Source organism: Streptomyces sp. NPDC055078 (assembly GCF_053607985.1).
Window position 1 is genome coordinate 1 of sequence record NZ_JBSGUP010000011.1, and the last position, 23,649, is coordinate 23,649.

Annotated in this window: 18 protein-coding genes and 1 riboswitch; of the genes, 3 read left to right on the forward strand and 15 right to left on the reverse strand. The window is 71.6% G+C overall.

The window, feature by feature from the left end; genetic code table 11:
* Positions 1-276: 276 nt before the first annotated feature.
* From ACWF94_RS02085 to ACWF94_RS02130, 10 genes are all read right to left on the reverse strand, one after another.
* A complete protein-coding gene (locus ACWF94_RS02085; RefSeq protein WP_453483777.1) occupies positions 277-1,014 on the reverse strand; it encodes a transglycosylase family protein in 738 nt (245 codons plus the stop codon).
* A 3-nt stretch (positions 1,015-1,017) separates the two neighbouring features.
* Positions 1,018-1,192, reverse strand: a riboswitch (cyclic di-AMP (ydaO/yuaA leader).
* Between the two features lie 265 nt (positions 1,193-1,457).
* The gene (locus tag ACWF94_RS02090) at positions 1,458-2,513 is read right to left on the reverse strand and encodes a transglycosylase family protein (RefSeq protein ID WP_453483779.1); all 1,056 of its coding nucleotides are present in this window, start codon (positions 2,511-2,513) and stop codon (positions 1,458-1,460) included.
* Positions 2,514-2,606: 93 nt separating this feature from the next.
* The gene (locus tag ACWF94_RS02095) at positions 2,607-3,869 is read right to left on the reverse strand and encodes a cytochrome P450 family protein (RefSeq protein ID WP_453483832.1); all 1,263 of its coding nucleotides are present in this window, start codon (positions 3,867-3,869) and stop codon (positions 2,607-2,609) included.
* 260 nt (positions 3,870-4,129) lie between these two features.
* On the reverse strand, positions 4,130-6,499 hold the full coding sequence (locus tag ACWF94_RS02100; RefSeq protein WP_453483781.1) for a tetratricopeptide repeat protein: 2,370 nt from the start codon (positions 6,497-6,499) through the stop codon (positions 4,130-4,132).
* 182 nt (positions 6,500-6,681) lie between these two features.
* Entirely contained in the window at positions 6,682-7,662 is a 981-nt protein-coding gene (locus tag ACWF94_RS02105; RefSeq protein WP_453483783.1) for a nucleoside triphosphate pyrophosphohydrolase, read from the reverse strand.
* Between the two features lie 111 nt (positions 7,663-7,773).
* The gene (locus ACWF94_RS02110; protein WP_453483785.1) at positions 7,774-8,436 is read right to left on the reverse strand and encodes a SurA N-terminal domain-containing protein; all 663 of its coding nucleotides are present in this window, start codon (positions 8,434-8,436) and stop codon (positions 7,774-7,776) included.
* Between the two features lie 210 nt (positions 8,437-8,646).
* Positions 8,647-9,057: a GtrA family protein gene (locus ACWF94_RS02115; protein ID WP_453483787.1), complete on the reverse strand. Its 411-nt coding sequence runs from the start codon at positions 9,055-9,057 to the stop codon at positions 8,647-8,649.
* A gap of 46 nt (positions 9,058-9,103) precedes the next feature.
* Entirely contained in the window at positions 9,104-10,627 is a 1,524-nt protein-coding gene (locus ACWF94_RS02120; RefSeq protein WP_453483789.1) for a protein kinase domain-containing protein, read from the reverse strand.
* Positions 10,624-11,295, reverse strand: a complete 672-nt coding sequence (locus tag ACWF94_RS02125; RefSeq protein ID WP_453483791.1) for a hypothetical protein — start codon at positions 11,293-11,295, stop codon at positions 10,624-10,626. The genes ACWF94_RS02120 and ACWF94_RS02125 overlap by 4 nt, the downstream gene beginning before the upstream one ends.
* A 223-nt stretch (positions 11,296-11,518) precedes the next feature.
* Positions 11,519-13,846, reverse strand: coding sequence for an N-6 DNA methylase (locus ACWF94_RS02130; protein WP_453483792.1), 2,328 nt, complete (start codon positions 13,844-13,846; stop codon positions 11,519-11,521).
* 213 nt (positions 13,847-14,059) lie between these two features.
* Between ACWF94_RS02130 and ACWF94_RS02135 the strand changes: the two genes are divergently transcribed.
* The gene (locus ACWF94_RS02135; protein ID WP_453483794.1) at positions 14,060-14,932 is read left to right on the forward strand and encodes a DUF4352 domain-containing protein; all 873 of its coding nucleotides are present in this window, start codon (positions 14,060-14,062) and stop codon (positions 14,930-14,932) included.
* A gap of 113 nt (positions 14,933-15,045) precedes the next feature.
* Here the strand turns inward: ACWF94_RS02135 and ACWF94_RS02140 are convergent, their stop codons facing one another.
* The 3 genes from ACWF94_RS02140 to ACWF94_RS02150 form a co-directional block, all read right to left on the reverse strand.
* Positions 15,046-15,840: an HNH endonuclease family protein gene (locus ACWF94_RS02140; protein ID WP_453483796.1), complete on the reverse strand. Its 795-nt coding sequence runs from the start codon at positions 15,838-15,840 to the stop codon at positions 15,046-15,048.
* A 536-nt stretch (positions 15,841-16,376) separates the two neighbouring features.
* Positions 16,377-19,919 carry a transcription-repair coupling factor gene (mfd, locus tag ACWF94_RS02145; RefSeq protein ID WP_453483798.1) on the reverse strand — a complete coding sequence of 1,181 codons (3,543 nt, stop codon included), beginning with the start codon at positions 19,917-19,919 and terminating at the stop codon, positions 16,377-16,379.
* 242 nt (positions 19,920-20,161) lie between these two features.
* Positions 20,162-20,539, reverse strand: coding sequence for a hypothetical protein (locus ACWF94_RS02150; protein WP_453483800.1), 378 nt, complete (start codon positions 20,537-20,539; stop codon positions 20,162-20,164).
* A 212-nt stretch (positions 20,540-20,751) separates the two neighbouring features.
* Between ACWF94_RS02150 and ACWF94_RS02155 the strand changes: the two genes are divergently transcribed.
* Positions 20,752-21,606 carry a helix-turn-helix domain-containing protein gene (locus tag ACWF94_RS02155; RefSeq protein ID WP_453483802.1) on the forward strand — a complete coding sequence of 285 codons (855 nt, stop codon included), beginning with the start codon at positions 20,752-20,754 and terminating at the stop codon, positions 21,604-21,606.
* A 13-nt stretch (positions 21,607-21,619) separates the two neighbouring features.
* Positions 21,620-21,823: a DUF397 domain-containing protein gene (locus ACWF94_RS02160; RefSeq protein ID WP_453483804.1), complete on the forward strand. Its 204-nt coding sequence runs from the start codon at positions 21,620-21,622 to the stop codon at positions 21,821-21,823.
* A 76-nt stretch (positions 21,824-21,899) separates the two neighbouring features.
* On the opposite strand, the gene tgmC is transcribed toward ACWF94_RS02160, so the two are convergent.
* A complete protein-coding gene (gene tgmC, locus ACWF94_RS02165) occupies positions 21,900-23,057 on the reverse strand; it encodes an ATP-grasp peptide maturase system methyltransferase (RefSeq protein ID WP_453483806.1) in 1,158 nt (385 codons plus the stop codon).
* Positions 23,054-23,479, reverse strand: coding sequence for a hypothetical protein (locus ACWF94_RS02170; protein WP_453483808.1), 426 nt, complete (start codon positions 23,477-23,479; stop codon positions 23,054-23,056). Before ACWF94_RS02170 ends, tgmC begins: the two co-directional genes overlap by 4 nt.
* Positions 23,480-23,649: the final 170 nt, after the last annotated feature.

Here is a 23,649-nt window from a genome sequence, read left to right on the forward strand (position 1 = left end):
CACCCAGCCTGTCCGGCGCTTGAGGACACGCCCGGAGGGCGTGCCCCTCCACGGCGGGGCGGGTTCACGCGTCGAACCGGAACGTCCGCGACAGCGCGGAACCCCGATCCGGCGCGTACGGGGGAAGCGCGCCGGATCGGGGCGTCGGTGGGGTGCCATGGGCAAGCGACAGACCGGGGGGCGGCCGGTGAGGCGCGGCCCGGAATGGGCGCGGGCCGGGAGGGCGGCGCGCGGCAGGGGTGCGGTCAGGCACCCCGCAGGGGGCAGCGCAGAGGGTCAGCGGAGGTGGAGCTGCTGGCCCGGGTAGATGACGTCCGCGTCGTCGACGATGTCCTTGTTCAGCTCGAAGAGCTTCTCCCAGCCGCCCGCGACCTTCTTCTCGTCGGCGATGCGGCTCAGGGTGTCGCCGGCCACGACCTTGTACTCGCCGTCGCCCTTCTGGAAGCCCTTCGCCTTGGCGGCGGGCTGCGCGGCCTTCGGCTGAGCAGGGGCCTGGGCCTGGGCGTGGGCCTGCGAGCGCTCGGACCGGGTCGTCGGGGCCTCGGCGCGCTGCTGCGACTGCTGCTGCTTCGGCTGCTCCTGCTTGGGCTGCTGCTTCGGCTGCTCCTGCGTGCCGGAGCCGGAGCCGCCACCACTGTACGCGGCGCCGGACAGGCCCACGCCACAGCTCGGCCAGGCGCCCTTGCCCTGACCCGCGAGAACCTTCTCGGCGATCTCGATCTGCTGCGACTTGGACGCCTTGTCGGCGGTCTGGGCGTACTTGGTGCCGCCGTAACCGGCCCAGGTGGAGGCCGAGAACTGCAGGCCGCCGTAGTAGCCGTTGCCGGTGTTGATGGACCAGTTGCCACCGGACTCGCACTGGGCGACCTTGTCCCACTCGGCGGCGGTGGCGGCGTTGGCGGTGCTCGCGCCGATCAGCGGGGCGGCGACGGCCGCTCCGGTGACACCGGCGAGGGTGACTATGCGGGTGGCCTTGGACGGACGGCGGTGCTTGCCCTTGCCGGAAAACAGCATGGAAGATCTCCTCACCGACGCCTACGAGGTGAGCTGTCGGGTTCGGGCCAAGTGAGTTGCCCGGCCGCGCGTCCTAGCGCGCGGCTTCACCCCTAGCCGGGCCACAGCCGTCTGTCTCAACGGCCGGAACCGGCGCTTACCTTGGGTCCCCCGCTCCTGCCTTCGGCGCTCTACGCGTCGAGTACTCCCCCCGACCGACGGCAGGATTCGGCGTGACGGTCAGTGGTGCCCGCGGTGGCGAGCGGTTCAGACCGTAGGCACAGCCCTCCCCGATGTTCAAAGAAGCACATCGGGGAAAAATCGCCCATCCCGCCCCTCCGGTAACTGACGTTTCCACAGGTCGGGTACGGAATAAGCGATTCCGGAAGCTGGCCTACAGCAATCGTGCGCATGAGACCCTTGTCTCACTTGCACAGATTCGGACAAACGCCCGCGAACTACCGCTACTTCTGGCTGAGATCGAGGCTCTGACCAGGGTGGATGAGATCCGGGTCGCCGCCGACGGTCTTGCGGTTCGCCTCGTAGAGAGCGCCCCACCCGCCGGGAAGCTTCCGCTCGTCGGCGATGGCCCAGAGGTTGTCCCCGGGGCGGACGGTGTACGAGCCGGGTGCAGCGTCCGCCACCCCCTCGGACGGCACGCCCGCACCGGGTGTCTCGATCCCGCCCGTCTGGCTGTCCCCGCCGGGGGCCCCGTCACGCGCCGGACCGTCGCCGCGCGAGGGATGACCGGGGTCCGCCGTCCGGCCCTGGCCGGCACCTTCCGTACCGCCCGGCTTGAGCGGCTCGGCCGGAGTCGCACCCGTGCCCGGCGGGGTCGGAGTGGCGGACCCGGTCGCCTCGGTCGGCTCCTTGGCCGGCTCGCCCCGGTTCGGACCGGCGGTGTCGTCGCCGGCCGGGCCGGTCCCGGTCTCCCCGGTCGCCGGTCCGGTCGGCGCGGCGCCGTTGCCGATGCCCTGGGTCGGGACGGCACTCTTCTCGGGGGCGACCGGCTTCGCCGGAGCGGTAGAACCTGCCGCTCCGGTCTCCCCGGTGGAGGGCTTCGGCGACCCCACCGGCTGCTGCGGGCTCTGCGACTTCGGCGTGGGCGACGCCGAGGTGCCCGGGTCGACGCCGGCCCCCGCGCCCTGGGCCACCAGCCCGGCGATCCCCGCACACGACGCCCACGGCTGGGTTCCCTGCGCCGCGAGGACCTTCTCCGCCACCGATATCTGCTGCGAACGGCTGGCCAGATCCGCGCGGGAGGCGAACTGCGTACCGCCGAACGCCTCCCAGGTCTCCTGCGAGAACTGCAGTCCGCCGTAGTACCCGTTGCCGGTGTCGGCACTCCACAGACCGCCGCTCTCGCACTCCGCGACCCGGTCCCAGGCGGAGCCCTCGACGGCGGAAGCCGAGCCCGCGCCGAGCAGTGGGATCGCGATGGCCGATCCCGTCACCCCTGCCGCGACGATGAGGGCGGGCGCCTGGCGGGGGCGGCGATGTCGACCATTCCCGGAGAGCATGCGGTTGCCTTTCGCGTGACGGCTGGGGACGGGGTGAAGGTAGCCCCACTTGAACGTGTGTCACAAGTCGATGCAGCGCAGATCACGTAAAAGTTACGGAATTGACGGTACGTCAGATCCATGGCGAATGTTTCGGGGTGTGAACTCCACGGGAAGGGTGCGCAGTCCACGCATGATCAGCCCACCCCGCCACCGCAAATCCGCCGGGTCGACGGCGAGGCGGAAGTCCGGCAGCCGCCGCAGGAGGGTGGCGAGCGCGGTCTGGCCCTCCAGCCGGGCGAGCGGTGCGCCCAGGCAGTAGTGGATGCCGTGTCCGTATCCGAGATGTTTGTTCTCACTCCGGGAGAGGTCGAGTACGTCCGGGTCGGCGAACCGCTCCGGGTCCCGGTCGGCGGCGGCGAGTACGACGAGTACGGGATCGCCCACCCCGATCCCCTGGCCGCCGATGACCAGCTCCTCGGTGGCGTATCGCCAGGTCGCCAGCTCGACCGGCCCGTCGTAGCGCAGCAGTTCCTCCACCCCGGTCTCCAGCAGCGCGCTCTCGCCCGCGTCCAGGGACTTCTGGAGCCGCTGCCGCTGATCGGGGTGGCCCAGCAGGGAGTGGATACCGTTCCCGATCAGATTCACCGTCGTCTCGAACCCGGCGAACAGCAGGATGAAGGCCATGGCGGCGGCCTCCTTCTCCGTGAGGTGCTCGCCGTGGTCGCTCGCGCGGATCAGCCCGGAGATCAGATCGTCCCCGAGGTCCTCGCGCTTGCGGTGGATGAGTTCGAGAAGGTACGCGCGCATCTTCTTCACCGACTGGGCCACCCCACCGCGCGGACCGCCCTGCTGACCCGGTTTGATATGGCGCAGCATCATGCCCGCCCAGTCGCGGAAGTCGTCCTGGTCCTCGGGCGGGACGCCGAGCAGATCGCAGATCGCGTAGATCGGCAGCGGGAACGCGAACTCGTGGATGAGGTCCGCCTCCCCCTTCGCCGCGAACCCGTCGATCAGCCGGTCGGTCAGCTCCTGTACGCGCGGAGCGAACTCGGCGACCCGGCGCGGCGTGAACGCCTTCGCCACGAGCCGCCGCAGCCGGGTGTGGTCGGGCGGGTCGATATTCAGCAGATGCGTCATCAGCTCGGCCTTGCGCTCACCCGGGATGCCCGTTTTCCCCTTGGCGTGCGCGGGCCCCGCGTGGTGCGCCGGATTCTTCGAAAGCCGCGCGTCGGCGAGCGCCTGCCGGGCATCGGCGTACCGCGTGACGAGCCAGGCATCGACCCCGCTCGGGAGCCGGGTGCGGTGCACGGGCGCGTGCTCGCGCAGCCAGGCGTACGCGGGGTACGGGTCGGTCGCGAACTCCCAGGTGAACAACTCCGGCGGGTCGGCCTCCGGGGCGGGGAGTCCGGCCTCAGGCCGGGGTACGGCGGGGTCGGCCTCCGGCCCCGGGAGTTCGGCCTCAGGCCCGGAGCGGGACACCGGGCACCGCTCAGGGTCCGCACCCCGGCCCGCCGGCTCACCGGCACCGGGAGCGGCCACCGGCCGCCCGGGGACCGGCGGGGGAGACTGCGGCAGGCCCGACGGTCGCGGGCAGTGGTCCGGGTCCGGAGGCGGAGGCGGGGTGGGGGTTTCGGTCACCCCTTGACGTTATCCGGGTCGGTCTCGGCGGCTTCGAGGGCCCGTAACGCCTGCTCCGCACCCGCGTGCCCCCGGTCGGCACCCAGCCGGAACCACGCCAGCGCCTTCGCCCGCTCGCCCTTCTCCCGCTGATAGCGGCCCAGGCAGTACGCGCCGTACGCGTCGCCCTCGTCGTACCCCTTGCGGTACCACTTCAGCGCCTCGTCCAGCCGGCCGCGCCCCTCCAGGAACGCCGCGTAGTTGGCGGCGGCCAGCGGGCGGTGGTTCTCCGCCGATGTGCGCAGGATGCCCTCCGCCTCCAGCGAGGTCTGCTCCCCTCTCGCCAGCGCCTTCAGCAGGAGGGCCGCGCGGGGATCGCCCCCGTCGGCCGCCCGGCGGAGCCAGACTTCCGCCAGCGGGGTCTCGTGCTGCCGTATCCGCAGAAGGCCGATACCGGTCTCGGCCTCCGCGCACCCGGTGGCCAGCGCGCGGGCGTACGCCCGGGAGGCGGCGTACTCGTCCTGGACGAAGAGCAGATCGCCCAGCAGCCGGCCCGCCCGGCCGTCGCCGGACTGGGCCGCCCGGTCCAGCCAGTACGCGGCGCGGTTCCGCAGCAGTTCCCCCAGCAGCCGTGCCGAGCCGGTGTCACCGGCGCGGGCGGCGGTCTCGATGTACGGCAGTGCCCGGTCGGTGTCGCCCCTGGCGTGGAGGAGCCCGCCCGCCATGGCCGACGCGTCGGTGTCGCCCCCGTCCGCCGCGCGCAGATACCAGCGCAGCGCCCCCGCCTCGTCCCCGGCTTCATCGGCGAGATGGGCCAGCACATGCATGGCCTTCGCCTCACCCCCGTCGGCCCGGTACCGGAACACCGAGGTCATCGCGGCCACCACGGTGCTCGCGGTGTCCCCCTCTGCGTGGTCCTTCGCGATGAACCACGCCGCGTCGATCAGCCGGGGCATCGCGGGAAACAGTTCCGCGCCCGCGATCAGTGAGCCGTGCGCCCGCCAGGTCCGGGGCTCTTCGCCCGGTACGAGCAGCCCGGTGACCCCTTGGCGGACAGCCGTCGCCCAGGCGAGCGCGTCGTCGAAGGATTCCGCGTTCACGGCCTCCGGATACTCCTCGTGCAGTTGCCGCAGCGCTTCGAGCGGCACAGGACCGGCCCACCGGCAGCGCGCCAGGTCGACGGCGGCCCGCACCAGGGCGTGACCGCGCGGATGGTTGGCCGGGAGCCGGGCGCGCTGCCACTCCGCCCACAGCTCGGGTCCTACGGCCAGATACTGCGTCACCCCGTCCGCGCCCCGGCGCTCGGCCGCCTCCCACAGGCGCGAGTCGTCCGAGGCGACGAGCCGGGTCAGCTCGCCCCCGCTCCAGACGGCACCCACCTCGACGGTCTGCGCCATGCTCAGCAGCCGGGCGGCGCCCGTGGCGGGTCCGAAGCGGTGGGAGTCGTACGCCCGGTCCGACATGGTGGCGATCACCGGCATCCGTACGGCGGCGAGCTGGGAGAGCAGTCCGGGGTCCAGACCCCGGTCGCCGAGATGGTTCTCCAGGTCGTCCAGCCACAGGAGATAGCGCCCGGCCCGGCCCCGGACCAGCGAGGGCAGGCCGCGCAGATCGGTGCCGCCGGCCGGTACGCAAACCTGGGACTCGGGCAGCCAGCGGTGGATCGCGGCCCAGGCGGTGGTGGTCTTGCCGGACAGCGGCTCGCCCGTCACCAGGACGAGCGGGCTCGTCCCCGATTCGACCAGTTCCCGCAGCTCGGCGTCGCAGTCGCGGTCGACATAGGTGGTCAACTCCCGCTCGCCCCGGAAGAGCCGGACCGGCCGGGCGCCGAGGGAGTAGCGATCGGTGTCGCCCGCGGGCCGCCAGTCGATGCCGTGGGCGGGCGAGGACGGGGCCGCGTAGTAGTTGAAGGTGTCGATGGGGCCGGACTGCACCAGGTTGGTCACCGTGCTGTCCTTGACGGTGTTCGCCGTGTTCTTCGCGTTCGCCGCGTTCTTCGCGTTCTCTGCGTTCTCTGCGGTCGCCGCGTTCTCTGCGGTCGCCGTCTTCTCTGCGGTCTCCGCGTGGGCGCGCGCCGTGTCGCGGCGCTTCGCCCGGGCCCGCCGGGCGTCGGCGCGCTCGGCCTCGGCCACCACGGCCCGCAGTTCGGCGAGGAGTGCCGGATCCTTCTCGGCCCTCGCGACAAAGCCGCCCACTTTCGCTATGGCACTGGACCGGCCCCAGTTCCAGGGGTCCCGGTCGGAGCACAGATGCTCTCTGATGCCGTCAAGTCCGCCGCGTACCCGCATGCCCGAGCGGTCGAAGAGGGTGTGCAGCCGGTCCGCCACCTCCGGGTAGGAGTCTCCGAGCAGCACCCGGCCGACCTTCATCGTCAGATCACGGTCCATCGATCCCCCGCCCACGCATGCCTCGGCCTTGGGCCAAACGGTACTAACCGCCGCGCGTCTCCGAAGCCCGGAACGGCACGAACCGGCTCGCGTCTCCCGTGCCCGGAACGTTTCTGGCCGACCCGGCCCCTGATCCCCGGAGCGGAATCAGCCGACCCGGGCCTCCGCCGCCCCGAACGGAATCAGCCGACCCGGGCCTCCGCCGCCCGGATCGCGTCCCGGTACACCCGCGCCGCCGCCCGCAGCGCCGCCTCGGGGTCGGTGCCGGACTCCTCCGCCCGTACGGCGATGGCCAGCAGCTCATAGCCGATACCGGCACCGGCCGGCAGCGCGACGTCGAGTTCCGCCGTACGGGCCCGGGAGGCGAGCTTGGCGGCGAGCGCCAGACCCGGCTGCCCCAGCGGGACGCCGTCGGTGACCGAATCGCGCTGCTTCTCGGCCGCCTTGGTGCGCAGCCAGTGCGCCTTGACGTCCTCCGGGGTCTCGGCGCTCTCGTCGCCGAAGACATGCGGATGGCGATGGATCAGCTTGTCGACAATCGTTCCGGTGACATCGTCGATGGAGAACGGCTCGCTCTCGTCCTCCTCGGCGATCCGGGCGTGGAAGACGACCTGGAGGAGTACGTCCCCCAGCTCCTCCCGCAGTTCGTCACGGTCGCCGTCCTCGATGGCCTCGACCAGTTCGTACGCCTCCTCGATCGCGTACCTGGCGAGTCCCTTGTGGTCCGGGATCGCGGACCAGGGGCACTCGGCGCGGATGCGGTCCATGATCTGGACGAGGTCGAGGAAGCGGGCGCCGGGGAGGTCGTACGAGCCGGGCAGCAGTTCCAGGTCGGGCATCCGCTCCCGGCCCGAGCCGGCCAGCCGGGAGATTCCGTCGGTCAGTTCCCGGTCGCCCTCGCCGGTGGTGACGACCACGACACTCGCCCCGGTCCCGGCGCAGGCGTCGACGAGTTCCCTGGCGGTGGGCGCGGCGATCTCGACGGTGACCCCGGCCTCGCGGAGATAGGGGAGCTGCGGGTGCGCGGGGTCGGCGCAGAGCACCCGGTCGGCCGTCCGCAGCGTCTGCCACGCGGGCCAGGACAGCAGTCCGGGGGCGACGCGGTGGCTGGCGGTGAGGAGGACGATCCGGCCGGTGCCGGTGCTGGTGGGCTCAGTGGTCACCCCTCGAACCTACCTCCCGCCGCGCCCGGCCCGACCCGCCGTCCGACGCCGCGACTCCTCGCCGCTGCGCCCCGCCCCGGTGCCCCATCCGGGGCCCGTCGCCCCTCGCCGCTACGCCCCGCCCGGTGCGCCGTCCGCCACCGGCTGCACCTGCTTGGTGACCTGGTTGATCCAGGGCGCCTTGTAGTCGCCGAGTTCGAGTTTCTGGTCGTTCCAGGCGCCGAAGCGGGGGTTGACGTCGATATCGAGCGACTTGGCGGCGGCGGTGAAGGCCGCGTTCAGCTTCTGCTGTCCCTCAGGGGTGTTGCCTGCGCCGATGGAGCCGGCGAGCTTGGTGACGAGGACGTCCCGCCGTACGACGCCGGTGACCTGGCCGGGGGCGACTCCCCGCTGCTGGAGATACATCGCGGCGAGCTGGTCGGCCCCGCCCGCCTGCTGGGTGAGCGCCGCGCGCCCGTCCTCGATCTCCTTGCGGCTGGCGCTCACCCCGGCGTCGGATGCGGCGCGCTCCACGACCCGCTCGACAATGAGTTCGTAGAGCTTGGCGCGGCTGAGCTGTCCGCTGTCCTTGATGAGCTGCGCGGACTGCGGGGAGCGCTCCTGCGCGGTGCGGACGTCCTTCACCTGCGCCTGGACGGTGGAGACATCGATCCGCTCCCCGCCGACGACGGCCGCGGCGCCGGGGTGGGCCTGGTCGCTGCACGCGGCGAGCAGGGGCGCGGCGATGAGCAGCGCGGCGGCGGTGATGATCGCGGAGCGACGGCGGCGGTGCAAAGGAGCCTCCCGGCGTGATTGTGCGGCGGTTCACAAAGCCCTGCGTGATGATGTTAGGCAGTCCGGGTGCTCGGGGCCACTACTTCGCGGCGACTTCTTCGGGCCAACGATCCGGCCCCCGTCCGGTCGACCGGGTCCGGCTCGCCGCCCTGAGGGCCCGGCCCCCGTCCGGCCGGCGGACGGGACGGGGTCCGCGCGGGACCGCCGCGCTCAGACGGAGTCCATCGCCCGGGGTTCGGGCTCCCGCTCCCGATCCGGGCGGAGCATGATCGTCCGGGAGACGACAAAGGTGATCGGGATGGCGGCGGCGGCAGCGATCAGCGGGGCGTAGCGGCTGCCGAAGTGGAGGACGTCGACCAGCAGATAGACCCCGGTCGTGGTCACCACGAAGTTCGCCGCGTTGGTGAGCGGGAACAGCAGGAACTTCCGCCAGGTCGGACGGGTCCGGTAGGTGAAGTAGGAGGTGAGGAAGAAGGAGCCGACCATGCTGAGGAAGAAGGCGATCACATGGGCCGCGACATACGGCAGCCAGGTCAGCAGCAGGAGGTAGAGGCCGTAGTACGTCCCGGTGTTCACCGCCCCGACCATGGCGAATCTGACCAGCTGGCCCCGGACTGTCATCGTCGTGCGCTCCCCTGTCGGCTCTCCCGCCCCGGCAGCATACGCGTCACGGGCCCTGGAACTGCTGCTGCCGCGAGAGCGCCCGGCGCAGCTCGGACGGCAGCTGGTGGTAGGGCCCGTAGGCGCGCTCGGTGTCGAACAGCAGGGCCTGGAACTGGTTCCGGGCCGCCGCGTGGTCGCCGACCGCGAGCAGCAGATTCCCGATGCGGTGGCGGACGTCGAAGGCCCGGCCCGCGTCGGCGCCGCTCTCGTAGTACGGCAGGACGGCTCGGTACTCGGCGAGCGCGGCGGCCGGCTCGCCGAGCTGTTCCAGGCACTGCGCCACCTCGTAGCGGAACTGGACGGTCTGGGGGTCGCCCGGCCCGGCCTCGGCGGCCCGGTCGTCCGCCAGCCGCCGCAGTTCGGGCAGGGCGCGGCGGTACTGGCCGTCGTCCATCAGCGTGGTCGCGTACTGCTTGCGCAGAATCCGGACGACCGGGGAGCGCTCGCCGTGCTCGGCGGCGGCGGCCGGGAGGATGCCGCCGAGCATGTCGACGGCCTGGGTGATGCCGCCCTCGCCGAGGAGGCGTTTGACCTCGTCCACAGCGGCGGCGACATCGAGGCGCGGCACGGGCGGTGCCGGGGGCGCGGGCGGCGGGGTGGCCGCCCGGTCCGGCCAGGGGGCGAAGGGGCGCATAAAGGGGCGGGTGGGATCAAGCGGCCCGGGAGACCTCGGCGGTCCGCTCGGGCCCCCGCGCGCGGGCAGCAGCGGCACCAGCGCCTCGTACACCTCCTGGGCTCCGGTCGGCCGGTGCTGGGGGTCCTTGGCGAGCAGTCGCAGCACCAGCGCTTCGAGCGGTTCCGGTATCTCGGGGCGCACTCTGCGGACCGGCAGCGGCGGCTCGTAGAGATGGCGGTGCAGCACCCCGAGGACGGTGGAGCCCTGGAACGGCACGCTCCCGCTGAGGAGTTCGTGCAGCAGCGCGCCGAGTGCGTACAGATCGGTGTACGGGCCGACCGCGCCGCCCATCGCCTGTTCGGGGGCCATATAGGCGGGGCTGCCGATGGGCGAGCCGGTGTGGGTGAGGCGGGTGGTGTCGGTGTCGATCACGGAGGCGACGCCGAGGTCGAGAACGGTGATGGTGCCATCGGGCTTCACCATCACATTGCGCGGCTTCAGATCGCGGTGGACGATCGGCACCGCGTGCACGGCCGCGAGGACCGCACACAGCTGGGCGGCGACGGAGACCGCCCACGGCCAGGGGTACGGCTCGTGTTCGGCGAGATGGTCGGCGAGGTCCGCGCCCTCGATGTACTGCATGACGAGATAGAGGTCGTCGCCGTCGCTGCCCGCGTCGTGCACGGTGACCAGCCCGGGGTGGGTGACCTGGGCGGTGACCCGGCACTCGCGGACGAACCGGCGGCGCATCTCACCGGCCGCGGTGGCGGCGGCCATATGGTCGGGGCGCAGCAGCTTGACGGCCACGCGGCGGTCGAGCCGCCCGTCGTACCCGGTCCAGACCTGGCCCATGCCGCCCTGGCCGATGACGGTCGACAGTTCATAGCGGTCCGCGATGACGCGTCCGTTCACCGGCCCTGCTCCTTGCGGAGGTAGTCACTCAGCTCGTCCAGCTCGGCGCGGACCTGGTCGATACGGGGTTTGCCCTGAGCGGGCGGATCGGCCGGGGACGGCTGCGGCGCGGGAACCCGGGGGGCGGCGGGCCGCGGGGCCGGGGCCTGATGGGCGGGGGGCTGATGGGCAGGGTTCCCCGGGCCCGGGGTGGGCGCGGGCGGGTAGCCGGGTCCCGCGGCCACGGGCGGGTAGCCGTAACCCCCGGCGAGCGGCTGCCCGTACGGGATGGTGGCCGCCCCGTACGGCGAGGAGTGCTGTCCCCAGGGGCCGGGCGCCGGCCGTTCCTGGTAGTGGTGGATCTCGGCCACCAGATAGTGCGTGGGCACACCGACGACCATGGCGAACAGCACCGACAGCAGCACCACGTCGATGGGGGTGAGGTCCTCCCCTTCCGAACCGAGCTGGACCACCAGCACGAAGGTCGTGATCGCCGCGACCAGGACCACGGCGAACAGCACCCAGTCGAGGGTGCGGCGGCGGACGAGCGCGAGCCTGAGCAGCGGCGCCCAGCTCAGAAAGCCGCAACTGAGGACCGCCAGGGCCACGAAGAGCACCCGCAGCCAGACGAGCGTCGCGTTCGACGGACGTCGGCCGGGTGGCGGCGGGGCGTAGCCGGGGCCGTGCATTCCTGCTCCTGGTGGCCTGGGGACGGGGCGGGGTAGAGAACGAGCGTATACACCGACACGGACAACGGCTCCCGGGTTGTACGGAGCTGTCGTCTGTTACCTCACTCCTCCCCTATGGAAGCGTTCCTTCCGGCGTTGTCCGGGCCGTACGGTGCCGTCCGTCGGCTCGTATCGTCCCGCAGCCCGTATGGCTCGCGTTGGCCCGTCAGCCCGTACGGGCTCTTCAGCTCGTCAGCTCGTCGTGCAGTCCCCGCACCAGCTGTTCGCCGAGCCGCCCGGCCAGCCGTAGCGCGTCCTCGAACGCGGCCAGCGCTCGGAAGCGTTCGCCGTAGCGGTGCTGGTCGGCCAGGGGCAGCCGGGGCAGTTGCAGCCTGCGGACGTCGAGCCGGGTGGCGGTGGAGGCGTAGCTGCTGGCCTGGCGGGTGTTGGCGGTGCCGCGCAGAAACCCGGCGAGGAACCAGGGGTCGAGGGTGTCCGGGTCGGGGCGCAGCAGTTGGAGGTTGCGGCCGAGGACCGCGCCGTCGGTGGCCTCGTCCACGACGCGTACGGCCGAGCCGCCGCCGAGCACGGGCACGACGACATCGCCGGTCGCCACGCGTACGGCGTCGTCGTCCGGGCCTTCGGGGAGGGTCGCGGAGGGGGGTGTGCCGGTGAGGACGTCGTGCTCGGTGAGGACGGCACCCGGGGCACCCGGTGTCCCCAGGGCCGCCGCCGCTCCTGCGGCCGAGGAGCCGGGGGTGCCGGGGATGCCGGTGGCCGTGCCCGCGCGGATCACCAGGGCGCCCGCGCGCGCCAGTTCGCCGACGGTGGTGGCGGGCCAGGGCGCGGGCCGTTCGTGGGCGGCGGGCGCGGGGGCGAGTTCCCCGGTGAGCCGCAGGGTCTCGGTGAGCCGGTCCCGTACGGCCAGCAGCTCATCGGCGCCGACGCCCCCGGCCGGGGGGAGCACATGGCGGGCGGGGGCCAGGTCCACATCGTCGTCCAGCAGTCCGATGACGGGCACTTCCCGGCTGACGGCGGACTGATCCGCCGGTCCTTCGCCCCGGTCGAAGGACTCCCAGGCGTCGAGTACGGCATGGTGCACGGCCGCCCAGTCGAGCCGGTCGCGCCCGCCGCCCGCCCCGGCCAGTTCGGCGGTGTCGACAAAGAGCAGTTCGGCCCGGGGCGCGCGCCCCTGTTCCGGTTTGCGCAGCACCCAGAGATGGAGGGGGATGCCGTACGGGGGTGCCGCGCCGGCGGGCAGCGCGACGACGGCCCGCAGCGCGCCGCGCCGCAGCAGTCCGGCGCGGATCCGGCGGCCGGAGCGGCGGGAGGCCGCGGCGGGAGGCATCAGCAGAACCGCGGTACCGCCGGGGCGCAGCCGGGCCAGTGCGTGCTGGACCCAGGCCAGCTCGGATTCGGTGCGGGCGGGGAAGCCGTACTCCCAGCGGGGGTCGTAGGCGAGTTCGTCGTGGCCCCAGTTGCGCTCGTTGAACGGCGGGTGGCACAGGACGGCGTCCACGGCGGTGTCCCGGAAGGCGTCGGCCCTCAGGGTGTCGCCGGGCCGGGCCCTGACGGTGGCGTCGGAGCACAGGGCCAGGCGCAGTGCGGTGAGGGCGGCGAGGTCGGGGTCGGCGTCCTGGGCGTACAGCGCGGCGGGGCCCGCCCCGACCGCTGCCGCGGCACCGAGCAGGGTGCCCGTTCCGGCCGCCGGATCGAGGACCGAGATGCCCTGGCCGGGAGCGGCAGTGCCCTGTGCGGACGTGGAGGCGACCGGTCCGGGAAAGTCCTGCCCCGGCACGGCGATGGCGGCCATGAGCGCGGCGGGTCCCGGCGGGGTGAGCGTGTACTGCCGGATGTTGGTGTCGAGGAACCGGCCGAGCAGGAACTCGAAGGTCTGGCGGGGGCCCAGTCCGGCGGCGAGTTCGGCGACGAGGCGGAGGAACGGCACCGCTCCGGCCGCCCGTAGGGAGGACGCGGGCGGGAGCGGCGGTGATCCGGGCAGCTGTGAACCGGGCGGGGGCGGCTGTGAACCGGGCGAGTGTGAACCGGCGGGGAGCGGCTGTGAACCGGACGGGACCGGGTGTGAACCGGGCAGCTGTGAACCGGCGGGGAGCGGCTGACGGCCGGCGCGGGGTGTGAACAGTCCCGCGAGCCAGGGGAAGAGTTCCGTACGGTCGTCGCCGAAGTGTGCCCCCAGCACCTGTTCCAGGGCGGTCGGCAGCAGTTCGGCCATCCGCTCGTCACCGAAGGCGGTCAGCTCCTGCCAGGTGCTCGGCCGGTCCCGGGCGAGCAGCAGGACGCACCCGGCCTGGATCAGCGAGGCGGCGGCGGTCGCGGGGTGGTCGGCGAGCTGTTGCCAGACCCGTTCACGCAGGGGGACCTCGGCGAGTTTCCCCTGGTCACGAAGCCAGTGCTCGACTTCGGAGAGGGCGAACGACGGACTGGTCTCGGTACCGCCGACCGGCTTGGGGAAGTCCGTGTGCCGACGGCGCCAGTTACTGACGGCGGCCCGTCCGACGCCCGCGAGCCGGGCGATTCCGGCGGCGGTCACCTCGCTTGCGTTCTCCGGCACCTGGCTGCCTCCGTGGTCCGTATCCGCCGGTCAGTACCCCCTGTTGTGTCGCCGATCATACCTCCCGACACAGAAGAAACCCCTTCACAGTGTTCGTGAATCCAAATCCTGTTCTCCATGTTGACTCGGTTCACAGCCTCTGCTCTTATTGACCCGTCCCCACATCGGGTCTCGATGAGGGCCTCGATCACACGTCATGTCCGGGAGGACGCCATGTCCCACTCCATGCACCAGCAGCAGCCCCAGTACGGGCACCACGCCCCCGCGCCCCACCCGATGCGCAACGGGCTCGGCACCGCCGCCCTGATCCTCGGCATCATCGGCGCGGTGGCGGGGATCATCCCGTTCCTCTTCTGGCTGGGCGGCACCCTCGGGCTGATCGCGCTGATCCTGGGTCTGGTGGGACGCGGCCGGGTGAAGCGGGGCGAGGCCAACAACAAGGGCGTGACGACAGTCGGCGCGCTCCTCGGGCTGGTCGCGATGATCCTCGGGGTGGTCGGCGCGGTGATCACCTTCAAGGCCGTGGACGACGCGGTGGACGAGATCAGCAAGTCCGTGGAAGAGACCACCGCGACCAAGGAGGCGGCTCCGGGCAGCGATTCCGACGCCGACTCCGGCTCCGACTCCGGGAAGAGCAAGAACAAGGCGAAGGACAAGGGGAAGGGCAAGAGCGGGGGCGGCTCGGGCGGCGGCTCCGAGGGCCTCGCGGCGGGTGACACCGCCGCGTACAAGGACGGTGTGAAGATCACGGTGTCCGCCGCCAGGTCGTACTCCCCGAGCGAGTACGCCGCCGGTCACACCGAGGGCAACAAGGCGTACCAGGTGACCGTGACCCTGGAGAACACCGGCGACAAGAAGTTCGACTCCACCCTGGTGACGTCGGACGCCCGCGCCGGGGACGACGGTGTCGCGGCGGAGCAGATCTTCGACGAGAAGGTCGGCTCGGGCTTCTCGGGCACGATCCTGCCCGGCAAGAAGTCGACGGTGACGTACGCGTTCGACGCCCCGGCCACCGCGAAGAACCTCACGGTCGAGGTCAGCCCCGGCATCCTGCACGACGCGTCCGTCTGGGAACTGACTCTCTGAGACACCTCCCCGGCACCCGCCCCCGCGGAGTCCACCGCCCGCCGCCCCCGCCCGCCCGGTCCCACCGGCCGGCGCGGGCGCGGCCCGTTCTGCCCCTGCGACCCGTTCCGCCCCTAAGGGCTTGCGCACTGGGCGAGCATCATCCTCTTGTCGGCGGCCGTCACCGGCAGTTCGTACTTGACGGCGACCTGCGAGACGCGCACGGCGTACGAACAGCGGATCCGCTTGTTCGGCGGCAGCCAGGACGCGGGCCCGGAATCGCCCTTCCTGCTGTTGACGGACCCGTCCACCGGCAGCAGATTCAGCGGGTCGTTGGCGATCCGGCGCCTTTTCTCCGCGGTCCAGCGGGCCGCACCCATCTGCCAGCTGTAGGAGAGAGGAACGACATGATCTATCTGTACGGCGGCGGCCTGCCGCTTCCGCCAGTCGATGGCGGTGCCCGTGTACGGGTCGTCGAGCGTCATGGCGACGACGACACAGTCGGAACCGGAGCGGTACGCCAGCTTCCGGCCGTCACGGGCGAGCAGGTCGTTACGGGTGTCGCACCCGTTGCGGGCCAGCGGCACACCGTCGGCGGTGTCCAGCCAGGCGTACCCGAAGCGGTCCCGGTCATAACCGGTCTTCGGTCCGCGCCCCTTGGTCGCCACCTTCTCGATCAGCCGTCGCCCGGCGGCCCGGTCCCGCTCGGATTCGATCGCCCCGAGACCGGCCCCGGTGCCGTCCGGGTTGTCGAGCGGACTGACACCCCGGCCGGTGGCGCCGGTCGCGCCGGTCGCCTTGGGCCCGCCGGGTGCCCCGCCGTCGCCGCTGTCCCCGCCGTCCTCGCATCCCGCGAGCGCGGCGGTGACGGTCAGCGCCAGCAGGCAGCCGACGAGCGTTCGGGATCGTGGGACCCGGGGTTTGTTCACCGGCTCAGGGTACTGACCGGCTCTCAGCCGTCCCCCGGTACGGGCAGGTTCGGCGCCCCGCGCCCGGGGGGCGCGCACCGCCGCCGTCGCCGTGCCCCGCCTCCCTGAAGGCCGCACACCAGCCGCCCGCTCGGCGCCCCATCTACCCCATCCACCCCATACGCCCTGCCCCACCCCACCCGTCCATCACCGCGCGCGGGCGAGCACACTCTCGTACGCCCCTGAAGCGCGCTCGCAGCACCTCGTAGCACCTTGTAGTGCCACGACTCCCCTCCGTAGCGTAGGGAGCGGGGCCTCCGCACCCGCGCGGTGCGGACCCGGGGATGTCAGGGCCGGTGCGGTGCGCCGCTCCCCTGACCCGAGGCCGCGGATGAGCCCGAACAGCCGACCGGGCTCATCCGCACCGGGGCCCGCGCGGCCCGGACCGGAAGCCCACGCACCGCCCAGGGCAACCGACCTGCCCGCCGCCGCCGACAACTCCGGGCGGCGACGACTCCGGGCGGCGACGACCCGAGGCCGTCGCCAACGGTTCCGGCCTACGACCCGAGGATCGTCGTCAGGAACTCCCCGGTCCAGGCCAGCAGTTCCCGCCCCACCACCGGCTTTCCGCCGATCTTCCCGGCGGCGGGACGCGGCACCAGCACCTGGTGGACCGCGGGCTTGATCACCGTGCGCGGGTACAGCCGCTTCAGCCGCAGCTCCTGCGACTCCCGAAGCTCCACCGGCGCGAAGCGGATGTTCGAGCCCTGGAGCACGATCTCGGAGACGCCGCAGGCCCGCGCCAGCATCCGCAGCCCGGCCACCAGCAGCAGATTCTCCACCGGCTCCGGCAGCTTGCCGTAGCGGTCGACCAGTTCCTCCCGTACGGCCTTGATGTCGTCCTCCGTGTTCACGGACGCGATCGACCGGTACACCTGGAGCCGCAGCCGCTCGCCCGGCGCGTAGTCGTGCGGGACATGGGCGTCGACCGGCAGCTCGATCTTGACCTCCAGCGGGGGCGCCTCCTGCACACCGCCGTCGATCGCCGCCCGGTAGTCGGCGACCGCCTCCCCCACCATCCGTACGTACAGATCGAAGCCGACCCCCGCGATATGGCCGGACTGCTCCCCGCCGAGGAGATTGCCCGCGCCACGGATCTCCAGGTCCTTCATCGCCACATACATGCCCGCGCCCATCTCGGTGTGCTGGGCGATCGTCGCCAGCCGCTCGTGCGCGGTCTCGGTCAGCGGCTTCTCCGGCGGGTAGAGGAAGTAGGCGTAGCCGCGCTCCCGGCCCCGGCCGACCCGGCCGCGGAGCTGGTGGAGCTGCGACAACCCGAAGTTGTCGCCGCGCTCCACGATCAGGGTGTTGGCGTTGGAGATGTCGATACCGGACTCCACGATCGTCGTGGAGACCAGGACGTCGTACTTCTTCTCCCAGAAGTCCACGACGACCTGTTCGAGCAGGTTCTCCGACATCTGCCCGTGGGCCGTCGCGATCCGCGCCTCCGGGACGATGTGCCGCAGCCGGGCGGCGGCCCGGTCGATGGACTCGACCCGGTTGTGGATATAGAAGACCTGGCCCTCGCGCAGCAGCTCCCGGCGGACGGCCGCGCCGATCTGCTTCTCCTCGTACGGGCCGACGAAGGTCAGCACCGGGTGCCGCTCCTCCGGCGGGGTGGTGATCGTGGACATCTCACGGATGCCCGTCACGGCCATTTCGAGCGTACGGGGAATGGGGGTGGCGGACATCGTCAGCACATCGACGTTGGCGCGCAGCTTCTTGAGCTGCTCCTTGTGCTCGACGCCGAACCGCTGCTCCTCGTCCACGATGACCAGGCCCAGGTCCTTGAACCTCGTCTCCGCCGAGAACAGCCGGTGGGTGCCGATCACGATGTCGACCGCACCGTCGCGCAGCCCCTCCAGCGTCGCCTTCGCCTCCGTGTCCGACTGGAAGCGGGACAGCGCCCGGGTGACCACGGGGAACTGCGAGTACCGCTCGGAGAACGTCCCGAAGTGCTGCTGCACCAGCAGTGTGGTGGGGACCAGGACCGCGACCTGCTTGCCGTCCTGCACCGCCTTGAAGGCGGCCCGTACCGCGATCTCGGTCTTGCCGTAGCCGACATCGCCGCAGACCAGCCGGTCCATCGGGACGGTCTTCTCCATGTCCTCCTTGACCTCGGCGATCGTGGAGAGCTGGTCGGGCGTCTCGACGTACGGGAACGCGTCCTCCAGCTCGCGCTGCCAGGGGGTGTCCGAGCCGAAGGCGTGCCCGGGGGCGGCCATCCGGGCCGAGTACAGCTTGATCAGATCCGCGGCGATCTCCTTGACCGCCTTCTTGGCGCGCGCCTTCGTCTTCGTCCAGTCGGCGCCGCCGAGCCGGTGCAGGGTGGGGGCCTCGCCGCCGACGTACTTGGTGATCTGTTCGAGCTGGTCGGTGGGAATGTAGAGCCGGTCGCCCGGCTGGCCGCGCTTGGCCGGGGCGTACTCGACGACCAGGTACTCACGGGTCGCGCCCTGGACCGTACGCTGCACCATCTCGATGTAGCGGCCCACCCCGTGCTGCTCGTGGACGATGTAGTCGCCGGTCTCCAGGGTGAGCGGGTCGATCGTCTTGCGGCGCCTGGTCGGCATCCGCTGGCCGTCCTTGCCCGCCGCCTTCTGTCCGGTCAGATCCGTCTCGGTGAGGACGGCGAGCTTGAGGCCGGGGTCGGTGAAGCCGTAGTCGATCGAGCCGCACGCCACCTGGACGAGTGACGGCGCGATGTCCTTGAGGTCAGCCTCAAGACGGGCGGGGACGCCCTCGGCGCCGAGCACCTCGACCGTACGGGCCGCCGGGCCGTGCGCCTCGGTCACGAACACCGTGCGCCAGCCGTCCGCCAGCCACTCCTTGGTGTCGGCCAGTGCCCGCGCGGTGTCGCCCCGGTAGGACTCCGGGGCGTGCATGCCCAGTTTGAGGGTGTCGCCCCCCAACTCCTCGTCGGCGGCGAACGGCGACACCGACCACCACATCATCTCCAGCTCACGCGCCCGGTCCCGGACCTCCGCGATGCCCCGCAGCGAGGCCGCGCCGACGTCGATGGGGGCCGCGCCCCCGCCGCCGTCGGTCATCGCCGTCGCCGCCCAGGACGCCTGGAGGAACTCCTGGCTGGTCGCCACCAGGTCTCCGGCGCGGGTACGGACCCGCTCCGGGTCGCACACCACGGCCATCGAGCCCTTGGGCAGGACGTCAAGGAGCAGTTCCATCTCGTCCACGAGGACCGGGGCGAGCGACTCCATCCCCTCGACCGCGATCCCCTCGGCGATCTTGCCCAGCAGTTCGCCAAGGCCGGGGTGGGCCTCGGCCAGCTCGGCGGCCCGCCGCCGCACCTCGTCGGTCAGCAGCAGCTCACGGCAGGGCGGCGCCCACAGTCCGTGTTCGGCGACCTCAAGCGAACGCTGGTCCGCGATCTTGAAGTACCGGATCTCCTCCACGTCGTCGCCCCAGAACTCCACCCGCAGCGGATGCTCCTCGGTGGGCGGAAACACATCCAGGATGCCGCCGCGCACGGCGAACTCCCCGCGCTTCTCCACCAGCTCGACCCGGGAGTACGCCGCCGCCGCGAGCGCGTCCACGACCTCGTTCAGATCGGCCTGCTGCCCGGTCCGCAGCGCGACGGGCTCCAGCTCACCCAGCCCCTTGACCTGCGGTTGCAGTACGGAACGGATCGGCGCGACCACCACCGACACCGGCCCGGCCGCCGGGTCGTCCTTCGACGGGTGCGCCAGCCTGCGCAGCACCGCGAGCCGGCGGCCCACCGTGTCGGAGCGCGGCGACAGCCGCTCGTGCGGCAGCGTCTCCCACGACGGGTACTCCGCGATGCCCTCCTCCGGCAGCAGCGACCGCAGCGCTGCGGCCAGGTCCTCCGCCTCCCGCCCGGTCGCCGTCACCGCCAGCACCGTCCGCCCGCTGTCCCTGGCCAGCGCCGCCACCGCGAACGGCCTGGCCGCGGGCGGCCCGACCAGATCGACATGCATCCGGCCCGTGCCCCGGGCCGCCTGCACCGCTTCGGCGAGGGCGGGGTCGCGGACGACGGCATCGAGCAGACCGTGCAGGCTCATGGAGGGGTTCCGTCCCGGGGTGTGGGTGTGGGTGTGGGTGTGGGGTGTGGGTGAGTCGATAGCTGGGCAGGCGATAGCTGGGCAGGGCTGGGCAACACGAAGCGCCCGACACGTCGAACGGGCCGGGGGTGTCCAGCGTACGCCCGTGGTGAGGCCCCTCGCCTCCGCAACGGGTCGGGCAGCTCCAGCCCCGTCCGGCGGGCACTCCCCCTGGCTTCGCCGACGAGGCTGGATGTCCGCGGTCAGGCCGCGTCCGCCTCTCGCCCGACCCCGTCAACCTCGCTCCGGGGAAGCCACACCAGCCGCAGGGAACAGCCCTCCGGCCGGGGGCGGAAGTACCGCGTCACATGCTCGGGCGACGCCAGCCGCCACCGCCGGCCGCCCCCGACCAGTACCGCCTCGGTCTGCCCGCCCTCATACGCCAGACCCCACGCCAGGACGAGCGCGTCCTCGTCCTCCGTACCCACCCGGTACTCCGCGACCACGGCGAACAGCCGGGGCGCGGTGTCGCGGACCAACTCGTACACCTCACGCTCGAAGTCCGGCTCGCGGTCCGGCCCGGGGGTCTCACGCTCGAAGTCCGGCCCGGGGGTGGGTTCTTGCGGCGATACGGTCGTCATGGGAATCCCCTGTCGGCAGAAGGTGGGCACCGGCCCGTGAAGGTGGGCACGGCGAGGGGCGCGCGATTCCGCTGCGCGGCCACAAGAAGTGGCGTGCCTCACACGGTAGCCAGTGAGGTAGTATTTAGTCCACTGCTACCAAGAGAAGCATTGCCTTCAATCACTCGTACGAGTTGCGGCACATCAGCTCGACTCAGGAGAGGACGGCATCGATGCCCCCGAGCAAGCTCCCACCGACGATCCGGCAACGACGTCTGGGCACCGAGCTTCGCCGCCTGCGTGAACTCGCGGAGGTGTCCGTCACGGAAGCGGGCCGCCTGCACGGCACGACCCAGTCGCGGATCAGCAACATCGAGTCAGGTGGTTATCCGGTGAGTGCCGACCGGGTGCGGACGCTGGCGCGGTTGTACGGCTGCTCGGACCAGCCATTCATCGACGCGCTCACCAGCCTGACCGGTGGCCGGACGCGCGGGTGGTGGGACGAGTACCGGGGCATCCTGCCTGAGCCGGGCCTGGACCTCGCGGAACTGGAGCATCACGCCCGCCGCATTCGTATCGCCACCGCGATTCACCTGCCAGGACTCCTCCAGACCACCGAGCACGCCCGCGCACTGTTCCGGGACGTCGTTCCACCTTTCGATCCCCCGACGATCGAGCACCTGGTGTCTTTTCGGATCAAGCGCCAGGCAGTCGTGTATGGGGCGCAGCCCACACCGGTCACGGCGATCGTTCATGAAGCCGCGCTGCGCATGGGGTTCGGGGGTCCGGAAGTCGCCCGCGCCCAACTGGAGCATCTGATCGAGATGAGCAGGCGCGAGCACATCACCGTGCGCATCATTCCGTTCGGCACCGGCAGTTTTCCGAGTTCCGGCTCAGGGATCGACTACTTCGAGGCCGAGGTCCCCCAGCTCGACACCGTGCAACTCGACACGGACATCCATTCCGGCTTCGTCGAGGCGCAGCCCCAACTGTTCCGGTACCGAGCCGTACTCGACCGGCTTGAGGCAAGCGCCCTCAAAGTGGCGGAGTCACGCAGCCTGATCCAGCGCGCGGCACAGACCTTGTGATTGGTTACTGAGCATGACCGACTACACCTGGCAGAAGTCCTCCTACAGCGGGACCGCCTCCAACTGCATCCACATAGCCACCGCCCCCGACGGCACCCTCAAACTCCACGAGAGCGACGACCCCACCACCATCATCACCACCACCCCCGAAAACCTCCGCGCCTTCATCCTCGGCGTCAAGGCGGGCGAGTTCGACCACTTCACCGCGACGACCTGACCACAGCACCAAGGGCGCCCCCAGCCCCGGGTGGTCAGGGGAACACCCAAGGCCGAGGTCAGACAGAGACTGCAAGCTAGATGGGCAGGGTCCAGCTCGGTCCGTCGGGTGTGCGGAGCCAGACGCGTTCTGCGTCCGGCGTGATCGTCATTCCGAACTCGGACAGGTGGGGCGAGCCGTGGTTCTGCCAGAGGGCGATGGCGTCCTCGACGGCATCCCACAGTTTGAGCGCGCCGCGTTGGGTCACGGTCCATCCGCCGTTTCCGTCCGGCCGGGTTCGTGCCTGCGAGCCGGTGGCGATGTCGAGCAGGATCTGTTCGGCTCCCGTGCCGAGCCGTTCGGCGGAGGGGGCGGCGAGCTGTGCGACGAACCGGCCGGACCAGTCGTCCAGCAGCGCGGGGTCGATGCGGCTCGGCCGCTCCTGACCGGGAAGCAGCTCGAAGGGGCCGTGGGGCGGCCGGTCGTGGGGCCGGGCCATCATGAACGAGGTGTAGCCGGGCTGGAATCTACCCCTGGCCCCGCCGGTTCCGTCAGCGGTCAGAAGTACCAGACCGTGCCCGAACCCCCACCCCGCGATCGTGACGAGCAGGGTTCCGCCTTCTTTCACCTGCCGCAGCAGGCCGTAGGGGATGTGCCGCATCGAGCAGAAGGCGATCACGATGTCGTACGGCGCCCCCTCTTGGTGGCCTTTCAGGCCGTCGCCCGTGATGACCGTCGGGGCATATCCGGCCTCGACGAGGGCTTTGCGGGCACGTTCGGCCGCGGCGGGATCGGTTTCGATCGCGGTCGTGTTCTCCTGGCCCGCCACTTCGCAGACGTAGGCGGTCGACAGACCCGTACCGGCGCCGATGATCAGTACCCGTTGCCCTTGGGCGACTCCGGCCTGCTCGATCATCCACAGAACGACGCCCGGGAGGGTCGAGGACGAGGTCGGGGTTCCGCCGGTCACCGGCCCCGTCGCGTTCTCGGCGAGGACGCCGTCGAGCTGCGTCACCCAGGTGGTGTTCTCGTACGTGAGACGCAACCACTCGTCGGCCGGTACGTCAGCCCGGCGCGTGGGAATCCAGACGGTGACGCCCGGGGGTTCGCTGGGCCGGTAGATCGCCGGACCGAGGAAGATCTCGCGAGGGACGACCTCCCCGGCGCGTCGCAGTTCGGGGTCGTGCAGCAGGTCATCGGCGACGAGCTGCTCAATGAGCCGTCGGCGCAGGGCGTTGGCGGTGTCGGCGGTCATACGGTGTCGCCTTTCCGGAGGGTGTCCGCGAGCGCGGCGGCGATGGCCTGCGTTGTCGGCTGGTCGACGAATGCCCACTGGCCGCTCGGATTGCATTCCAGGAACCACCACTGTCCGTCACCGTCGAGAGCGAAGTCGAAAGCGCCGAAGACCAGCCCGAATGCGTGAAGGTAGGACCGGACCCCGTTGCGGATGGTCCGGGGAACGGGGATCGGGGAGCAGGTGATCAGCCGCTGGTCGTAGCGCCAGTCCAGGTGGTCGCCGTCGGTGTCGATCCGGGTCGCGAACATGCGGTTGCCGACTGCGGCGAGGCGTATGTCGGCGGTCTTGGGTACGCAGGTCTGGAACAGGTGCGGGCACAGCGCGACGGTGTCGTCTATCTCGTCGGCGTGAACGGGGCTGGTCCAGATGGTTCGGTACACGGGTGTCACGGAAGACTCGTGGCCATGGTGCATTTGCGGGTTCTCACGACAAGCGACTGGCGCTACCGGGGCATGGTGCGCTGGGGAGCAGATTGTGCGCCTGGACGCCGTATTGGGCGCCCGGTCTCCCTGGGCGGGGAAGCCGTGCGGGGCTACCGTGGGTGTGCCGT